This is a genomic window from Micromonospora sp. NPDC005291 (genome assembly GCF_040607415.1).
Taxonomy (GTDB): Bacteria; Actinomycetota; Actinomycetes; order Mycobacteriales; family Micromonosporaceae; genus Micromonospora.
This window is the reverse complement of record NZ_JBEXGR010000008.1, coordinates 131225-148407: the sequence shown is the minus strand read 5'-3', so window position 1 is coordinate 148407 and position 17183 is coordinate 131225. Positions and strand designations below refer to the sequence as shown.

Genomic DNA, 17183 nt, shown 5'->3' with positions numbered 1-17183 from the left:
GACACTGCGGAGGGCTACAGTACCCGGGTTGTCAGCAAGTGATCCATCCCGCAGCCAGCGGGTATGGGTGTTCATCGCTGATCCGCTGGGGTGGGTTGGCGCGCGCTTGCGAGTCCGCATCCAGGCGTCGGTCGGTGCGTCTCCACTCACCGGCGCGAGTGTTCGGTAACAGGAGGACACAGATGTCCGAGACCTTGGCCGCCGACGGCGGCGGGCTTTCCCTTACCGGAAGCAATCTCACCTACGTCGTCATCGCCGCGGTAATCGCGCTGGTGGCGCTCGTTTTCGCCGCCGCCCTCACAAAGACGGTGCTGGCCGCCGGCAAGGGCACCGACAAGATGCAGGAGATCTCGGCGGCGGTCCAGGAGGGCGCCTCGGCCTACCTGCTCCGCCAGTTCCGCACCCTGGCGATCTTCGTCGTCATCGCCGTGGTGCTGCTCTTCCTGCTGCCGGTGCACGACACCGATGGCAGCGAGATCGCCGTGAAGATCGGCCGCTCGCTCTTCTTCGTGGTGGGCGCGCTGTTCAGCGCGTTCATCGGCGGCGCCGGCATGTGGCTGGCCACCCGCGCCAACCTGCGCGTGGCCGCCGCCGCCCGGGAGCGACAGGGTGGCCGCGAGGCGGCCATGAAGATTGCGTTCCGGACCGGCGGCGTCGTCGGCTTCTTCACCGTCGGCCTCGGCCTCTTCGGTGCCGCGATGGTCGTCCTGCTCTACCGGGGTGACGCGCCGACCGTGCTGGAGGGCTTCGGCTTCGGCGCCGCGCTGCTCGCGATGTTCATGCGGGTCGGCGGTGGCATCTTCACCAAGGCCGCCGACGTCGGCGCCGACCTGGTCGGCAAGGTCGAGCAGGGCATCCCCGAGGACGACCCGCGCAACGCCGCCACCATCGCCGACAACGTGGGCGACAACGTCGGTGACTGCGCCGGCATGGCCGCCGACCTCTTCGAGTCGTACGCGGTGACGCTGGTCGCCGCGCTGATCCTCGGTCGGGCCGCGTTCGGCGAGGACGGCCTGGTCTTCCCCCTGATCATCTCCACCATCGGCGTGCTGGTCGCGATCGTCGGCGTCTTCATCACCCGGCTGCGCGCGTCCGACCGCAACGCCCTGACCGCGATCAACCGGGCGTTCTACCTCTCCGCGGTGCTCTCCGCGGTGCTGGTGGCGATCGCCGCGTACGCGTACCTCCCGGCGACCTTCGGCGAGTTCGACGGCGGGCTCACCGACGCGGCCGGCAACCCGCGGCTGGTGGCCATCGGCGCCGTGGTGATCGGCATTGTGCTGGCCGCCGCGATCCAGGCGCTGACCGGCTACTTCACCGAGACCAACCGACGCCCGGTGCAGGACATCGGCAAGAGCTCACAGACCGGTGCGGCCACCGTGATCCTGGCCGGCATCAGCATCGGCCTGGAGTCGGCGGTCTACTCGGCGCTGCTGATCGGCGCCGGCGTCTTCGGCGCGTTCCTTCTCGGCGGCAGCTCCATCACGCTGTCGCTGTTCGCGGTGGCACTGGCCGGCACCGGCCTGCTCACCACAGTCGGCGTGATCGTCGCGATGGACACCTTCGGGCCGATTTCCGACAACGCCCAGGGCATCGCCGAGATGTCCGGTGACATCGACGAGCACGGCGCTCGCACGCTCACCGAGCTGGACGCGGTGGGCAACACCACCAAGGCGATCACCAAGGGCATCGCGATCGCCACGGCGGTGCTCGCCGCGACCGCGCTGTTCGGCTCGTACACCGACTCGCTCCGCAGCGCGTACGCGACGGCTGGCGTGGGCGACGTCGGGACGGAGATCCTCAACTCGCTGAACGTGGCGAACCCGCGCAACCTGGTCGGCCTGATCATCGGTGCGGCGGTGGTCTTCCTCTTCTCCGGGCTGGCCATCAACGCGGTGTCCCGCTCGGCCGGTGCCGTGGTCATGGAGGTCCGCCGGCAGTTCCGTGAGCTGCCCGGCATCATGGACGGCACCCAGCGCCCGGAGTACGGCAAGGTCGTCGACATCTGCACCCGGGACGCGCAGCGCGAGCTGATGACCCCCGGCCTGCTCGCCATCCTGGCGCCGATCGCGGTCGGCTTCGGTCTCGGGCCCGGCGCACTCGCCGCGTACCTGGCCGGGGCGATCGGGGCCGGCACCCTGATGGCGGTCTTCCTGTCCAACTCCGGTGGCGCCTGGGACAACGCCAAGAAGCTGGTCGAGGACGGCGCGTACGGCGGCAAGGGCTCCGAGTCGCACGCCGCCACGGTCATCGGCGACACCGTCGGTGACCCGTTCAAGGACACCGCCGGCCCGGCGATCAACCCGCTGATCAAGGTGATGAACCTGGTCTCGCTGCTGATCGCGCCCGCCGTGGTGGCCTGGAGCGTCGGCGACGAGCGCAACGTCGGCCTGCGGGTCAGCATCGCGGTGGTCGCGACGCTGATCATCGTGGCGTCCATCGTGTTCAGCAAGCGCAAGGGCATCGCGATGGCGGACTCCGACGCCGATGGCAACACCGGTGCGGGCAGCACCGACCACCGGCCGGAGACGGTCAACGCCTGACCCGCTTGCGGCACCGGGTCCCCGGTCGACGTACCGCGTCGACCGGGGACCCGGCCGTCCGGACCGGTGCCACACCTGGCCAAAGGTCGTACGCTGCAACGCATGCGTACGTGCCGGGCGTCTGCCGCCGGAAAGCTCACGGTGGTCCTGGCCACGATCGTCGTCGTACTCGCCGGTTGCGGCGGGGGCCCCAGCCCACGGGCCTGGGCGGCCTCGGTCTGCGGCGCGCTCACCCCGTGGCGCTCCGAGATCAGCAAGTTGACCAGCAGCACGGACGAGCAGATGACCGCGCAGACCACGCCGGCGCAGGCCAAGGAGAACCTGGTGCGGCTCTTCGGTGGGGCGGAGCAGGCCAGCGAGACCGCGCGCCGCAAGGTCGAGCAGGCCGGCGTCCCGGAGACCGACAACGGCGAAACCATCTCCGCCGGTTTCCGCAGCTCACTGGGGAAGATGCGCGACGCCTACGGCCGCGCCCGGGACACCATCGACGGTTTGGGCACCGGTGAGCCGACCGTCTTCTACGACGGGGTGCGGGCCGCCGTGGAGACCCTCAACAAGGAGTACGACGCCAGCGCGCTGGACACCAGCAAGCTCAACTCCGAGGAGCTGAAACAGGCCTTCGACGAGGTGCCGGAGTGTCGCTGAGCGGGCGTGGCGACACCGGAGCGGCGCAACCACCGGCGCTGTTCCCAGCCCCCGAGCCCAGCGAGCCTAAACCCGGCACAACGACATCCGGTACCGCGACATCCGGCACCGCGACATCCGGCACCGCGACATCCGGCACCGCGACATCCGGCACCGCGACATCCGGCACCGCGACATCCGGCACCGCGACGTCCGACACCGCGACGTCCGGCGCAGCGGCACCCGGCGCAGCGACGCCCGGCACGCGGCGACGCGGCGGCCCGGCTCAGCCCGGCCCACCCCAGACCGACGACGCGGGCCGGCAACTTGTCTTCTTCGGGGCGGAAGCGGCAGAACCGACGGTCGCCGACCTGGCCGGGCTGCTCGCCGGGCCGGGTGAGGTGGTGCGGATGGGCGGCACCGCGCGTCTCTCGGTGCAGGTGGACGCCGCGTGGCGGGTGCACGTGCTCGTCGCCGAACTGGCGTCGCGGGGGCTGGCGGCGAGCTGGGAGCCGACCGAGGATGAGCGACACGCCGTCCGTACGTCGTACACCCGGGTTTTGAAGCCGCTCGCGGCGGCCTGGCTGCACGGCCCGGCGAAACGCCCGCCGGCCACCTTTCACCTGACCGGTCGGCGGCTGCGGTTGTGGCTCGCCGCCGCCGGGGCGCCGGAGCTACCCGGCGGCTTCCTGCTGGGGCTCGGCGCGGACGACCAGGAGTGTTGGGAGCCGATCGGAGTGGCGCTCGCCGCGGCGGGGCTCGCTGGCACGCTGCTCGGCCCAGGCGAGGGCGGCCCGGCGTACCGGATCACCGGCCGCCGCCGACTCTCCCGGCTCGCCGAGTTGGTCGGCGCACCGCCGCGCGCAACGCCAACCAACGCCTGGCCAACCTGACCCCCACCCCTCACCGCGTCGATCATGGAGTTGTGGTGGGGGACGTATTGCTCATCCGGGGTGAAAACGCCCACCATAAGTCCATGATCGACGCGGTTGGACGGCGGCCCGGGATGGGGCGGACGGGTGTCCGGTGCCGGACAGCTGGCGTGCCCGTCCAGGCGGAAACTGGGCGGGTCGGGCCTCGGTCGTGGGTCCGCCATCGTCACAGTGACCCGCTTTGAGCCCTACCCACGGTGTACGGTGGCGCCGTCCGGCAGTGCCGAGCGCGGCGGGGCGGACGTTGACCGCCGCGCCGTAGCGGTTTGCGGCCCGCGAAACCCGAAACGTGGGCGGCGCGTTACGTTGGACATCCGGACCGCCGTGCGACGGCGGGGTCGAAAAGCGGTCGCTGTCCGGGCGCCGGCAGGCCACGAGCAGAGTGAGGTCGGGGAGAGACGTGCCGAGCAACGCTGGAACCACCCGTCTGGTCATCGTCGAGTCACCGGCGAAGGCCAAGACGATCTCGGGCTACCTCGGCCCGGGGTACGTCGTGGAGGCCAGCTTCGGTCACGTCCGCGACCTGCCGCGCAACGCCGCCGACGTGCCGGCCAAGTACAAGAAGGAGCCCTGGGCGCGCCTCGGGGTGGACGTGGACAACGGCTTCCACGCGCTCTACGTCGTCTCCGCCGATCGCAGGCAGCAGATCAGCAAGCTGGTGAAGCTGGCCAAGGAGGTCGACGAGATCTTCCTGGCGACGGATGAGGACCGCGAGGGCGAGGCGATCGCCTGGCACCTGGTCGAGACGCTCAAGCCCAAGGTCCCGGTCAAGCGGATGGTCTTCCACGAGATCACCAAGCCGGCGATCCAGGCGGCCGTGGCCAACCCCCGGGAAATCGACCGCGACCTGGTCGACGCCCAGGAGGCCCGGCGGATCCTCGACCGGCTCTACGGCTACGAGGTCTCCCCGGTGCTGTGGAAGAAGGTCATGCCGAGGCTCTCGGCTGGCCGGGTGCAGTCCGTGGCGACCCGCATCGTGGTCGAGCGGGAGCGGCAGCGGATGGCCTTCCGCACCGCCGAGTACTGGGACATCCTCGCCACCCTCGCCGTGACCAACGCCGGCGAGGGCCCGCGCGCGTTCAACGCCACCCTCATCGCGCTGAACGGCGACCGGATCGCCACCGGTAAGGACTTCGAGCCGACCACGGGTCGCGTTCGGGCCGGCGCTGGGGTCGTCCACCTCGACGAGAGCGGAGCCAGAGGGCTCGCGGCCCGGCTCGACGGGCGGCCGTTCACGGTCACCCGGGTCGAGGAGAAGCCCTACCGTCGCCGCCCGTACGCGCCGTTCATCACCTCCACGCTCCAGCAGGAGGCGGCCCGCAAGCTGCGCCTGTCGTCGCAGCAGACGATGCGCACCGCGCAGCGCCTGTACGAGAACGGCTACATCACCTATATGCGTACCGACTCGGTGAACCTGTCGGAGACCGCCATCTCGGCGGCCCGCCGGCAGATCGTCGAGCTGTACGGCGAGCGCAGCGTGCCGCCGGAGCCGCGCCGCTACACCGGCAAGGTGAAGAACGCGCAGGAGGCACACGAGGCGATCCGCCCGGCGGGGGACAATTTCCGCACCCCGGGCGAGGTGGCCAAGGAGCTGTCCGGCGAGGAGTTCAAGCTCTACGAGCTGATCTGGCGCCGGACCATCGCCTCGCAGATGACCGACGCGGTCGGCTCCAGCGTCTCGGTGCGCATCCGCGCCGTCTCCGCCGCCCAGGAGGAAGCCGACTTCGGCGCGACCGGCAAGACCATCACGGACCCGGGCTTCCTGCGCGCGTACGTCGAGTCCAGCGACGACGAGAACGCCGAGGCCGAGGACGCCGAGCGCCGGCTGCCCACCCTGGTCAAGGACCAGCCGCTGACCGCCGACCAACTGGCTGCGCAGGGCCACCACACCCAGCCGCCGTCGCGCTACACCGAAGCGTCGCTGGTCAAGGCCCTGGAAGAGTTGGGCATCGGCCGCCCGTCCACCTACGCGTCGATCATGCAGACGATTCAGGACCGGGGGTACGTCACCAAGCGCGGCCAAGCGATGATCCCGACCTTCCTGGCGTTCGCCGTGATCGGGCTGATGGAGCAGCACTACCCCCGCCTCATCGACTACGACTTCACCGCCACCATGGAGAACGAGCTGGACGAGATCGCCGGCGGTGACCACGCCGCGGTCGACTTCCTCACCGCGTTCTACTTCGGCAGCTCCAACGGTGCCGGCGACCAGGGCATCGCCCGTTCCGGCGGGCTCAAGAAGCTGGTCACCGAGAACCTCAGCGACATCGACGCCCGCAGCGTCAACTCCATCCCGCTCTTCACCGACGACGACGGCCGCGAGGTCGTCGTACGGGTCGGCCGGTACGGGCCGTACCTGCAGCGGGAGCTGCCCGGCGGCGAGCAGCCGACCCCGGCCACCGGGGGCGAGGGCGAGGAGACCGGTACCCAGGGCGACCGGGCGCCGATCCCGGAGGGCCTGGCCCCGGACGAGCTGACCCCGGAGAAGGTGCACGAGCTGTTCCTCGGCGGCAGCGGCGAGCGCAAGCTCGGCGACGACCCCGCCACCGGTGAGCCGATCGTGCTCAAGGCCGGCCGGTTCGGCCCGTACGTGTCCAGCGGCGAGCGGAAGTCCTCGCTGCTGCGGACGCAGACACCGGACTCGCTGACCCTGGAGGAGGCACTCAAGCTGCTCAGCCTCCCCCGGCTGATCGGTGTCGCACCCGACGGCGTCGAGGTCTTCGCCAACAACGGCCGCTACGGTCCGTACGTCAAGCAGGGCGAGGAGTTCCGTTCGCTGGAGTCCGAAGACCAGATGTTCACGGTCAGCCTGGACGAGGCGCTGGCCCTGCTGGCCGCCCCGAAGGCCCGTGGACGGCGGGCCGCGGCACCGCCGCTGCGCGAGATGGGCGTCGACCCGGCGACCGAGAAGCCGCTGGTCATCAAGGACGGTCGATTCGGTCCGTACGTCACCGACGGGGAGTTCAACGCGTCGCTGCGGCGCGGGCAGACCCCGGAGGAGCTGAGCATCGCGGAAGCATCCGAGATGCTGGCCGAGAAGCGGGCGAAGGGTCCGGCGCCGCGTAAGAAGGCGGCGGCGAAGAAGGCTCCCGCGAAGAAGGCCACGGCCACCAAGAAGACGGCCGCCGCCAGCAAGTCCACCGCGGCGAAGAAGACCACGACGGCCAAGGCCACCACCGCGGCCAAGAAGGCACCGGCCAAGAAGGCCGCTCCTCGCAAGGCCGCCACCAGCACGGAGTAACCCTGAGGCGGTTTTGATCCACTCCGTTTCGCCGATTTGGGGGCATCCGTTCCCAGGGACACCGCCACATCGGCGAGATGGAGTCGATCAAGCCCCCGCAGGCGCGCCCATCCCTCGCCGGGCGGGTCAAGCCCCCCACCTCGCGCTCTAGCCGTCAGGCGCCGAGGACGTGGGTCACATGAGGGTTGGTGAAGACGCGGTTGGGGTCCAGCCGGTCGCGGATGGCCTGGAAGTCCGCGAAGCGGGGGTACACGCCGGCCAGCGACGCGGCGTCGCGGTAGTGCAGCTTGCCCCAGTGCGGCCGGCCGCCCAGCCCGGCGGCCACCTTCTCGAAGGCCCGGAAGTACGGCTCGTACGGCATGCCGACGTACTGGTGCACGGCGATGTACGCGTTGTCCCGGCCGTAGCCGTGCGACAGCCAGATGTCGTCGGCGGCCGTGAATCGCACCTCCACCGGGAAGAGCACCTTGAACGGCAGCCCGTCGACGATCCGCTGGAGCGCGGCGAGCGCCTCGGGCAGCGCCTCGCGGGGCAGGCCGTACTCCATCTCCACGAAGCGGACCCGGCGCGGGGTGCAGAACACCCGGTCGGAGCGGCCGGTGTACTGGCGTTCGCTGAGGGCGCGGGCGGAGACCGAGCTGATCCCCGGGGCGAGCGCGGGTACGGCCCGGCCGAGTCGACAGGCGCCGGCGAAGACGGTGTTGGACAGGAAGTCGTCGTCCAACCAGCCGCGCCAGCGGGGCAACGGCCGGTCGTTGGCGGGTACCCGGTTGTTGGTCTTGACCTGGACCCGCGCGGTGTAGGGGAACCAGTAGAACTCGACGTGGTCTTGCCCACCGATCAGCGTGGGTAGGTCGCTGAGCACGTCGGCCAGCTCGGCCGGGCGTTCGTGGGCGTGCAGCACGAAGGCGTCGACGCAGCGCAGGGTCACCTCGACGAGTACGCCGAGAGCGCCGAGTGACACCCGGGCGGCGGCGAAGACGTCGGGATGCTCGTCGGCGGAGCAGCGCAGCACCTCGCCGGTTCCGGTGACCAGGGTGATCGCCTCGACGAACGTGGACAGGCACCCCCACCCCGCGCCGGTGCCGTGGGTGCCCGTGGAGATCGCCCCGGCGACGGTCTGCGCGTCGATATCACCAAGGTTGGGCAGTGCGAGGCCGTTCCGGGCGAGCAGGCCGTTGAGCGCGTGCAGGGTCATTCCGGCCGGTACGGTGACCAGTCGTTGTGCGACGTCGACGCTGACCGTGCTCTCCAGCTCGGACAGTTCCATCCGGCGGTCGTCGGCGAGCGCGACGGCGGTGAACGAGTGGCCGCTGCCGGTCACGCGGATCCGACCGCCGGCTGCTGCGGCCTCTCGGACGGCTTCTGCGACGTCGGTCGGCGAGCCGGGGCGCAGGATCGCCGTGGCGCTGCCACGCTGGTTGCCAGCCCAGTTGGACCACGGGGCGGTGAGCGGTGCGGTGCCGACCATGCGCGCTCCTCAATCATGAATATGAACTGACTTCATATCAGGAACGTTCTAGCTGGTAAATACCGCAATTGCGATCCGCTCGTTGTACCGGTAGTCACGGACTCGTGACGTGGAGATATGTTCATCCGTCGAAGGGGGGTGGCACCGAGTGTCCACACCAGCCGCCACGACCGGGCCGCTGCGCCGCGTACCGGTGCAGGGTCGAAGTGTCGCGCGGGTACAGCGCATGTTGGATGCCTGCGCCGAACTCGTCGACGAGGTGGGGTACGAGGGGTTGACCACGACCCTGCTCGCCGAGCGTGCCGAAGTAGCGATCGGTTCGGTCTACCAGTTCTTCCCGGACAAGCGGGCGATCGTGCAGGCGTTGACCCTGCGCACGATGGAGTCCTACCTCCAGCGCCTCGACGAGCGGTTCGCCTCCGACGAGATGACCCACTGGTGGGACGGCGTCGACGCGGGGATCGACGAGTACATCACGATGCACCGCACCGTCCCGGGCTTCCGCACCCTGCACTTCGGCGACGTGGTCGACCTGCACCTGCTGGATGAGCAGCGGGACAACAACGGCGTCATCGCCGACCAGTTGGCCCGGGTGCTCACCGAGCGGTTCGGCCTCACCGACGTCCCGAAGCTCCGTTTTGTCCTGGAGATCGCGGTCGAGGCGGCGGACGCGCTGATCAAGCTCGCGTTCCGGCGGAAGTCCGACGGCGACGAGCGGGTGCTGCTCGAGGCGAAGGCACTGATCCGGGAGTACCTGCACCGTCAGGTCGACGGCCCGGACAGCGGCCGGTCCGCCGTCGGGCAGCAGGCCGAGGCGGCCCAGCCCGTCTGAGCCGGCGCGGGGCGACAGCCTCAGAGGAAGGCCTGCCCCTCACCCCGGTAGGTGGGGACGGTCGCCACGACCGCGTCCCCCTCGATCAGGTGCAGCTCGTTGACCCGTTCACACAGCTCACCCGCCTTGGCGTGCCGGAACCACACCCGGTCGCCGACGCGCAGGGTCGCCGCCGCCGCGCCGGACAGCGGGGTCTGCACCTCGCCGGCACCCTCGGTGCCAACCAGTTTCAACCCAGCCGGCAGCCACGGCCGGGGCAGTCGGCTGTCGGCGGCCGGGCCGGAGGCGATCCAGCCGCCGCCGAGCACGGTCGCCAGCTCCGGCGTCGGCCGGCGGACCACCGCGCAGGCGAAGAAAGCCGCAGGGGTGGGGCGCCAGGCACGGTACGCGTCGAACAGCGTGGGCCCGTACAGGCCCGATCCCGCGGTGACCTCGGTGACCGCGGGATCGGCGCTGGTGGCGGCCACGCTGCCGGTGCCGCCGCCGTTGACGAACTCCAGGTCGGCGTGCTCGCGTACCGCGGCCACCGCCGCGCCCCGACGGGCCAGCAACTCGCGGTACGACCCGCGCTGGGCCAGCCTGATCGCGCCCGCCAGCAGCGTCTGCCCCGGAGGCGCGTCGCCCAGGCCGGCGATCTGCGCCTCGTACGACATGAGCCCGACCAGCCGGAAGCCAGCCCGACCGGCGACGGTGGCGGCGAGCGCCCCGGCAGCCCGTGCGCTGTGCACCGGTGAGCGGCGCACGCCGACGTGCACCCGCCCGCGCAACGGCCGCCAGGAGGCGTCCAGATCCAGGCAGAGCCGCAGCTCGGCGCGCTGTCCGGGGGCCCGTACGTCGTCGATCACGTCGAGCTGCCCGGTGCCGTCGATCATCAGGGTGATCGCGGCGGCCAGCGCCGGGTCGGCGGCCAGCTCGGCGAGCGCCGCACGATCCACGCTCGGGTACGCGACCAGCACGTCTTCGGTCACGCCGGCCCGGACCAGCCAGATAGCCTCGGGCAGGGTGAACGCCATCACACCCTGCCAGCCAGGTCGGGCGAGGGCTCGACTGATCAGCTCCCGGGCGCGGACCGACTTACTGGCCAACCGGACCGGTTTGCCGGCGGCGCGGTCGGCCAGGGCTGCCGAGTTGGCGTCGAAGGCGGTGAGGTCGACCACCGCGTACGGCGGGTCGAGGTGGGCGGTCGCCCGTTCCAGACGCTCGCGAAGTTTGTCGCTTTCGATGGCCACGTGTGCACGCTAACTGTCCGACGGTAAATGCGAAATACCCTCGCGTACGTCCGGGCTGCGGCCGGTGCCTCCAGCGGCCTAGGCTCAGCGAGCAGGAGAATGTCGCCGGTGGGGCGGCCCCCCACCGGGTCTAGAGTGTTCCACCGGAGGTGCCCAGCGATGGGCCGGCACGTGGAGGTACGGCCATCGAAAGCCAGAACAGCGGCGAGTCGCACGGCGTGTCGCGATCAAGCGACCAGTCGGGCAAAGCCGCCAACCCGTCCAGCGGTGGCCAGGTGGATCCGTCCGGCTACGCCGCCATCCGCTCGGTGCTGCGCATCCGGCCGTTCCGGCGGCTCTGGCTCGTGCTCGGCGCGGCCTCCTTCGGTGACTGGCTCGGCCTGCTGGCCACCTCGGTCTTCGCCGCCTCCCAGGTCCAGGGCAGCACCGCCCAGGGCGCGGTCTTCGGTGGCGTCATCGCCATCCGGCTGCTTCCGGCGCTGGTGCTCGGGCCGGTCGCCGGCGTGCTCGCCGACCGGTTCGACCGCCGCTGGACGATGGTCATCTGCGACCTGCTGCGGTTCGTGCTCTTCGCCTCGATCCCGATGGTGGCGCTGGCCGGTGCCAGTGGCGCGATCGTGGTCCTGTGGGCGACCATCGCCACCTTCCTGATCGAGTCGATCACCCTGATCTGGATCCCGGCCAAGGAGGCCGCGGTCCCCAACCTGATCCCGCGCGCCCGGCTGGAGGCGGCCAACCAGCTCACGCTGATCACCACGTACGGCCTGACCCCGGTGCTCGCCGCGGCCGTCAGCGCCGGCCTGGACCGCAGCGTTCGGGGCGTGACCGGTGGCAACTTCCCGGACTGGGCCGAGCCAGCCCAGCTGGCGCTCTGGTTCAACTCCCTGTCCCGGCTGGCCACCGCCCTGGTGGTCGCATTCGGAATCAAGGAGATCAGCCAGGGGCAGACCGCCGATGGCGACCGCCACGAGCAGAGCATGCTGAGCCAGTTCAAGGAGGGCTGGCAGTTCATCGGGCAGACCCCGCTGGTGCGCGGGCTGGTCCTCGGCATCCTGGGCGCGTTCGCCGGCGGCGGCATCGTGATCGGCACCGCGAAGTTCTTCGCCAGCTCCCTTGGTGCCGGTGACGCGGCCTTCTCGCTGCTCTTCGGTGCCATCTTCGTCGGCCTGGCGCTCGGCATCGGGCTCGGCCCGATGATCGTCAAGGAGATGTCCCGGCGCCGCTGGTTCGGCATGAGCATCGTGCTGGCCAGCGCGGCCGTGATGACCCTCGCCTTCGCCATCCACCTGTCCATGGCGATCGTCGGCGCGGTGCTGGTGGGCGCCGGCGCCGGCATGGCCTTCCTGGCCGGCACCACCCTGCTCGGCGGCGAGATCAAGGACGAGGTGCGCGGCCGGGTCTTCGCCGTGGTGCAGATCGGCACCCGGCTGGTGCTGATCCTGGCCATCGCGCTGAGCAGCCTGCTCGCCGGTGTCGGTGGCTCACGCAAGCTGGAGATCGCCGACCTGGGCATCTCCATCTCGTCGACCCGGCTGCTGCTGCTCGCCGCAGGTGCCGCCGGCATCTTCGCCGGGATCAGCGCCTTCGGCCAGATGGACGACAAGAAGGGCGTCCCGGTCCTGGCCGACCTCTGGGGCTCGATCCGGGGCCGCCCGCTGATGCCCTCCGAGCCGTTCGTCTCCGCCGGGCTGTTCGTGGTGTTCGAAGGCGGCGAGGGTGCCGGCAAGTCCACCCAGCTCGCCGCGCTCGCCGAGCGGCTGCGCGGCCAGGGGCGCGACGTCGTGGTCACCCGCGAGCCGGGGGCGACCGCGGTTGGTCAGCGGATCCGGTCGCTGGTGCTGGACACCTCCGGCGACGAGGCGCCTTCCCCCCGGGCCGAGGCGCTGCTCTACGCCGCCGATCGGGCGCACCACGTGGCCGCCGTCGTCCGGCCCGCGCTGGTCCGAGGCGGCGTGGTGATCAGCGACCGGTACGTCGACTCGTCCCTGGCGTACCAGGGCGCCGGCCGGACGCTGCCCGTCGACGAGGTCTCCTGGCTCTCCTCCTGGGCCACCGGCGGGCTCAAGCCCGACCTGGTGGTGTTGCTGGACGTCGAGCCGCACACCGGCCTGTCCCGGGTGGCCTCCCGTACCGCCGGCCCCGACCGGCTGGAGGCCGAGTCGATCGCCTTCCACGAGCGCGTCCGGTACGCCTTCCTCGACCTCGCCGCCTCCGACCCGAAGCGTTACCTGGTCCTCGACGCCTCCCGCCCGACCGAGGAGATCACCGGGCGGGTCGTCCGGCGTGTCGCGGAGATGCTCGGCAGCCCGGGCGGCATCGTGCACCCCCGGCCGGCCCAGGGCCCGGACACGTCGGTGCAGCCCGAGTTATCCGACGCGGAGCTGGTGACGATGGAGCACAAGACCTGATGCCGGACGTCTTCGCCGACCTGGTCGGTCAGGACGAGGCGGTGGCCGAACTGCGCCGGGCCGCCGCCGCTGCGGCTGCCGTGCTGCGCGCGGGCGCGACCGACCGGGCACCCGCGCTGATCGCCGCCGGCCCGGCCAGCGACGCGGCGGACCTGTCCGCGCTTGCGGCCGGCGATGCTGCGCCCGGCGGGATGGATCCATCCGTCGGGATGACGCACGCCTGGATCTTCACCGGGCCGCCCGGCTCCGGCCGCTCGGTCGCCGCGCGGGCGTTCGCCGCCGCCCTGCAGTGCGTGCACGGCACCGGCTGTGGTGAGTGCCCCGGCTGCCGCACCACGATGGGCGGCACCCACGCCGACGTCCGACTGGTGGTGCCGGAAGGGCTCTCCGTCGGCGTCGGCGAGATGCGTTCGCTGGTGCTGCGCGCGGCCAGCACCCCGTCCGGCGGGCGCTGGCAGGTGGTGGTCATCGAGGACGCCGACCGGCTCACCGAGGCCGCCGGCAACGCGCTGCTCAAGGCGATCGAGGAACCTCCGCCGCGTACCGTCTTCCTGCTCTGCGCCCCGTCCACCCACCCGGACGACATCTCGGTGACCATCCGGTCGCGCTGTCGGGTCGTACCCCTGCGGCAGCCGCCGGCCGCCGCGGTGGCCGAGGTGCTGGCTCGGCGGGACGGCATCGCGCCCGACGTGGCGCAGTGGGCCGCGGCGGCCGCGCAGGGGCACGTGGGTCGGGCCCGCCGACTTGCCCGCGACCCGGAGGCCCGCAAGCGGCGCGAGGCGGTGCTCGCGGTGCCACGCCGACTGACCGGTGTCGGCGCGGCCTTCGACGCGGCATCCGCGTTGATCGAGGCCGCCGAGGCGGAGGCCGAGGCGGCGGTCACCGACGCCGACACGTCCGAGCGGGCGGCACTGGAGACCGCGCTCGGCGCGGGCGGCACCGGCCGTTGCGCGTCCGGCGCGATACGAGGTGCTGCCGGGCAACTCAAGGAGCTGGAGAAGCGGCAGAAGTCCCGGGCCACCCGGGCCCAGCGGGACGCGCTGGACCGAGCGCTGGTCGACCTGGCGGGCTTCTACCGGGACGCGCTGACCATGGCACTGCGCGCGCCCGTCGCCCCGGTGCACACCGACACCGCCGCACTGGCCGGCGCTGGAGCGCAGAAGTGGGACGCCGAGGGGTCGCTGCGCCGGCTGGAGTCCGTGCTCGCCTGCCGCGCGGCGATCGAGGCGAACGTCAAGCCGCGAATCGCGGTCGAGGCGATGATGCTCGCCCTCTGGAAGGGCTGACCCGCACTCCTCGGCCGTGGTCCCGCTCGCCGGACCGGTCATCCACAGGCATCGACACGCGCAATTGCTGTGCGGTACGGTCCGGTGTGCCGTGGTGACGGTGGCAGCACGCTGAGTGAGGGATCACCCGGGAGGAGTCGGCCGATGCCGCGGGGGGAGATCGACGAAGCCTGGATCGAGGAGGCGGTGCGGCGCTACCGCCGGATCGAGTCGCTCCAGGCCGAGTTCGACCAGGCGGTGTCGACCGTCGAGGTGACCGTCCGGTCGCCGGACGGTCTGGTCGAGGTGGTGGTCACCGCCGGTGGGCGGATCACCGACGTCCGGTTCCTCGGGCCGCTGCACACCCGCAGCCCACGGGACGTGGCCGGCTCCGTGCAGGCAGCGGTCACCGCGGCGGCCGACGCCGCCGAGTGGGCTCGGGAGAAGCTGCACAACGAGACGTTCACCGCCTACCGACCGCTCGCGGGGACCTGAGATGGACACACTGCGCGCGCTCTCCGCCCGGCTGGACGAGGCGAGCGCCACCCTCACCGCCGTGTCGCACACCGTCACCGCCAGCGATCCGGCCCAGGCCGCGTTCGGCGCCGACGCCCCCGGTCGCCCCGGCGAGATCGGTCGCGCGCTGCACCGGCAATGGACCACCGCCACCGACGATCGGGCCCGGGAGGCCCGCGCCGCCGCCGGTCGGCTGGCCGCCGCCGCCGCGGCTGTCCGGGAAGCCGCCGACCGCTATGCCGACGTCGACCGGGCGGCTCGCCGCCGGCTCGCCGGGGAGCCGTGATGGACGCACTGGACCGGCTCGCCGAGCCTGGCCTCGACCTGCTGCGCAGGGTGGACACTCTGATCGCCGCTGGCGTCCCGGAGGGGCACCGCGTCTGGCCACTGCTACGCCGAATGCAGGTGCTGCCGGGCAACGCGGTGCGCGGCTTCCTCGACCTCCATCCCGCGCCGCTCGCCGGCGCCGGGCACGCGGTGCGCCGGCTGGTCCGGGGGTACGACGACGTCTCCGCCGCGCTCACCGACGGCGTGCTCTGGTCCGGCCCGGCCGCCACGGCGTACGGGCAACAGCGGGCGGCACTGCTGCGCCACCTCGACGAGGGGCCGGACAGCCTGGTCGGCCGGCTGGAATCCACCGCTGGGTACGCTGACGCGCTCGCCGACTGGGTGGAGGGCAGCCGGCTCGCCCTGGCCCGGACGTTGGCCGACGTGCTCCGCTCGGCCGAGGCGGTAGCCGTGGTCTCCGCCACCGCCACAGGGGTGTTGACGCGCCCCGGACCGGTGGGTCCCGGTGTGGCCGACGCGGCTGAGATCGCCGCGCGGGTGCTGGCGGTGCTCTGCGTCGCGTACGACGGTGCGGAGACGCTGCTGCGTCAGTGGGCGCCGAGCCTCGCTGAGGCTGCATGGCGGCCGTCGGTGGACGGGCGACCCCGCTACGACCAGCCCACCCGGGTCGGCTGGTAGCCGGTCCGGGCGTCCGTAGCGGTCTCCTACCCAGGCCCGGATTCAACCGTCCGGGCGAGGAGCAACGGCACGACGGGCCGCCCGGCAACAGGTCGGGTCGACGGTCATGGATGGCAGCGGGGTGTAGTCGTCCGACGACGGTCGACGCGCCCCACCGCAGCGGACCGTCGTAGGGTGGGGGGATGGGCATGCTCTGCGCGGTCAGCTTCAACCGGTACGGGCGCCTCTACTATCTCGACCCCGGTGAGTCGCGTCCGCAGGTGGGCGACAAGGTGCTGGTGCCCACCGACGACGGGCCCGAGGTGGCGGAGTGCGTGTGGGCGGCGCAATGGGTGACCGAGGAGACCGACGGCTTCCCCCGGTTGGTGGGCCTGGCCGGCGACGACGACCTACGCCGCGACGAGGCGCTGCGTCGGCGTAAGGCCGAGGCCAAGGTGGCCGCGAAACGGCTGATCCGCTCGCACGGCCTGCCAATGAAGGTGGTGGCCGTCGACCATGTGCTCGGCTCCGTCGAGGGCGGCGGCGAGCGCAGCACCGTGTACTTCACCGCCCCGCACCGGGTGGACTTCCGCTCCCTGGTCCGCGACCTGGGCGCGACCCTGCACTGCCGGGTCGAGCTGCGCCAGCTCTCCGCACGCGACTCGGCGCGGGTGCAGGGCGGCATCGGCTCCTGCGGTCGGGACCTGTGCTGCGCGACGTTCCTCACCGACTTCGAACCGGTGACCATCCGGATGGCGAAGGACCAGGACCTCCCGCTGAACCCGCTGCGCATCTCCGGCGCGTGCGGCCGGTTGATGTGCTGCCTGAAGTACGAGCACCCTCTGTACCAGCGCTTTCAGGAGACTGCCCCCTCGGTCGGCAGTCGGGTCTCCACGCCGGAGGGCGACGGCCGGGTCGTCGGCCACAGCGTCCCCCGCGACGCGGTGACGGTACGGCTCGACGCGGACGGCTCCCGGTGCTCCTGCTCCCGCGCCTCCGTCTGCGCCCCCCGCCAAGCCCACGACCAGCACTACACCCCCTAAACCCCACCCCCACCCCTTGTGCCTCGCTCCGTTGATCATGAAGTTATTGCCATCTTGCTCGGCGTGTCGGGGCAATAACTTCATGATCAACGCGGGTGGGCGCGGGGGTGGGTGGGGTGGGTGGGCGCGGGTGG

13 protein-coding genes and 1 pseudogene are annotated in these 17183 nt (G+C 71.8%); 11 read left to right on the top strand and 3 right to left on the bottom strand.

The genetic code is table 11. The features are described from left to right. The first annotated feature begins 182 nt into the window (after nt 1–182). On the top strand, nt 183–2543 hold the full coding sequence (locus ABZT18_RS14235) for a sodium-translocating pyrophosphatase (protein ID WP_354992655.1): 2361 nt from the start codon (nt 183–185) through the stop codon (nt 2541–2543). Between the two features lie 102 nt (nt 2544–2645). Continuing rightward, nucleotides 2646–3188, top strand: coding sequence for a hypothetical protein (locus tag ABZT18_RS14230; RefSeq protein WP_354992654.1), 543 nt, complete (start codon nt 2646–2648; stop codon nt 3186–3188). A gap of 66 nt (nt 3189–3254) precedes the next feature. On the opposite strand, the gene ABZT18_RS14225 is transcribed toward ABZT18_RS14230, so the two are convergent. Then, nucleotides 3255–3335, bottom strand: coding sequence for a hypothetical protein (locus tag ABZT18_RS14225; RefSeq protein WP_355251518.1), 81 nt, complete (start codon nt 3333–3335; stop codon nt 3255–3257). 152 nt (nt 3336–3487) lie between these two features. Here ABZT18_RS14225 and ABZT18_RS14220 point away from each other — a divergent pair. Both ABZT18_RS14220 and topA read left to right on the top strand, forming a co-directional pair. After that, nucleotides 3488–4060 (top strand): annotated as a pseudogene (locus tag ABZT18_RS14220) (hypothetical protein); the annotation flags it as partial. A 439-nt stretch (nt 4061–4499) separates the two neighbouring features. Beyond that, nucleotides 4500–7340 (top strand): type I DNA topoisomerase, encoded by a 2841-nt coding sequence (gene topA / locus ABZT18_RS14215; RefSeq protein ID WP_354992652.1) that lies wholly within the window; start codon nt 4500–4502, stop codon nt 7338–7340. 154 nt (nt 7341–7494) lie between these two features. Here the strand turns inward: topA and ABZT18_RS14210 are convergent, their stop codons facing one another. Then, on the bottom strand, nt 7495–8811 hold the full coding sequence (locus ABZT18_RS14210; protein WP_355251491.1) for a D-arabinono-1,4-lactone oxidase: 1317 nt from the start codon (nt 8809–8811) through the stop codon (nt 7495–7497). Between the two features lie 226 nt (nt 8812–9037). Between ABZT18_RS14210 and ABZT18_RS14205 the strand changes: the two genes are divergently transcribed. Beyond that, nucleotides 9038–9643, top strand: a complete 606-nt coding sequence (locus ABZT18_RS14205; protein ID WP_354993105.1) for a TetR family transcriptional regulator — start codon at nt 9038–9040, stop codon at nt 9641–9643. 20 nt (nt 9644–9663) lie between these two features. On the opposite strand, the gene ABZT18_RS14200 is transcribed toward ABZT18_RS14205, so the two are convergent. After that, complete coding sequence (locus ABZT18_RS14200; RefSeq protein WP_354992650.1) at nt 9664–10872, bottom strand: amino acid deaminase/aldolase; 1209 nt, start codon at nt 10870–10872, stop codon at nt 9664–9666. A gap of 308 nt (nt 10873–11180) precedes the next feature. Here ABZT18_RS14200 and tmk point away from each other — a divergent pair, with 308 nt between their 5' ends. The 6 genes from tmk to ricT all read left to right on the top strand — a co-directional run bounded on the left by tmk (nt 11181) and on the right by ricT (nt 17049). After that, a complete protein-coding gene (gene tmk, locus ABZT18_RS14195) occupies nt 11181–13280 on the top strand; it encodes a dTMP kinase (RefSeq protein WP_354993104.1) in 2100 nt (699 codons plus the stop codon). Continuing rightward, a complete protein-coding gene (locus ABZT18_RS14190) occupies nt 13280–14566 on the top strand; it encodes a DNA polymerase III subunit delta' (protein WP_355251488.1) in 1287 nt (428 codons plus the stop codon). The genes tmk and ABZT18_RS14190 overlap by 1 nt, the downstream gene beginning before the upstream one ends. A 144-nt stretch (nt 14567–14710) precedes the next feature. After that, complete coding sequence (locus ABZT18_RS14185) at nt 14711–15040, top strand: YbaB/EbfC family nucleoid-associated protein (protein ID WP_355251485.1); 330 nt, start codon at nt 14711–14713, stop codon at nt 15038–15040. A gap of 1 nt (nt 15041) precedes the next feature. Next, nucleotides 15042–15347, top strand: coding sequence for a hypothetical protein (locus ABZT18_RS14180; protein ID WP_354992647.1), 306 nt, complete (start codon nt 15042–15044; stop codon nt 15345–15347). Beyond that, a complete protein-coding gene (locus tag ABZT18_RS14175) occupies nt 15347–16027 on the top strand; it encodes a hypothetical protein (protein WP_355251482.1) in 681 nt (226 codons plus the stop codon). Before ABZT18_RS14180 ends, ABZT18_RS14175 begins: the two co-directional genes overlap by 1 nt. 182 nt (nt 16028–16209) lie before the next feature. Continuing rightward, nucleotides 16210–17049, top strand: coding sequence for a regulatory iron-sulfur-containing complex subunit RicT (gene ricT / locus ABZT18_RS14170; RefSeq protein ID WP_354992645.1), 840 nt, complete (start codon nt 16210–16212; stop codon nt 17047–17049). Nucleotides 17050–17183 lie beyond the last annotated feature (134 nt).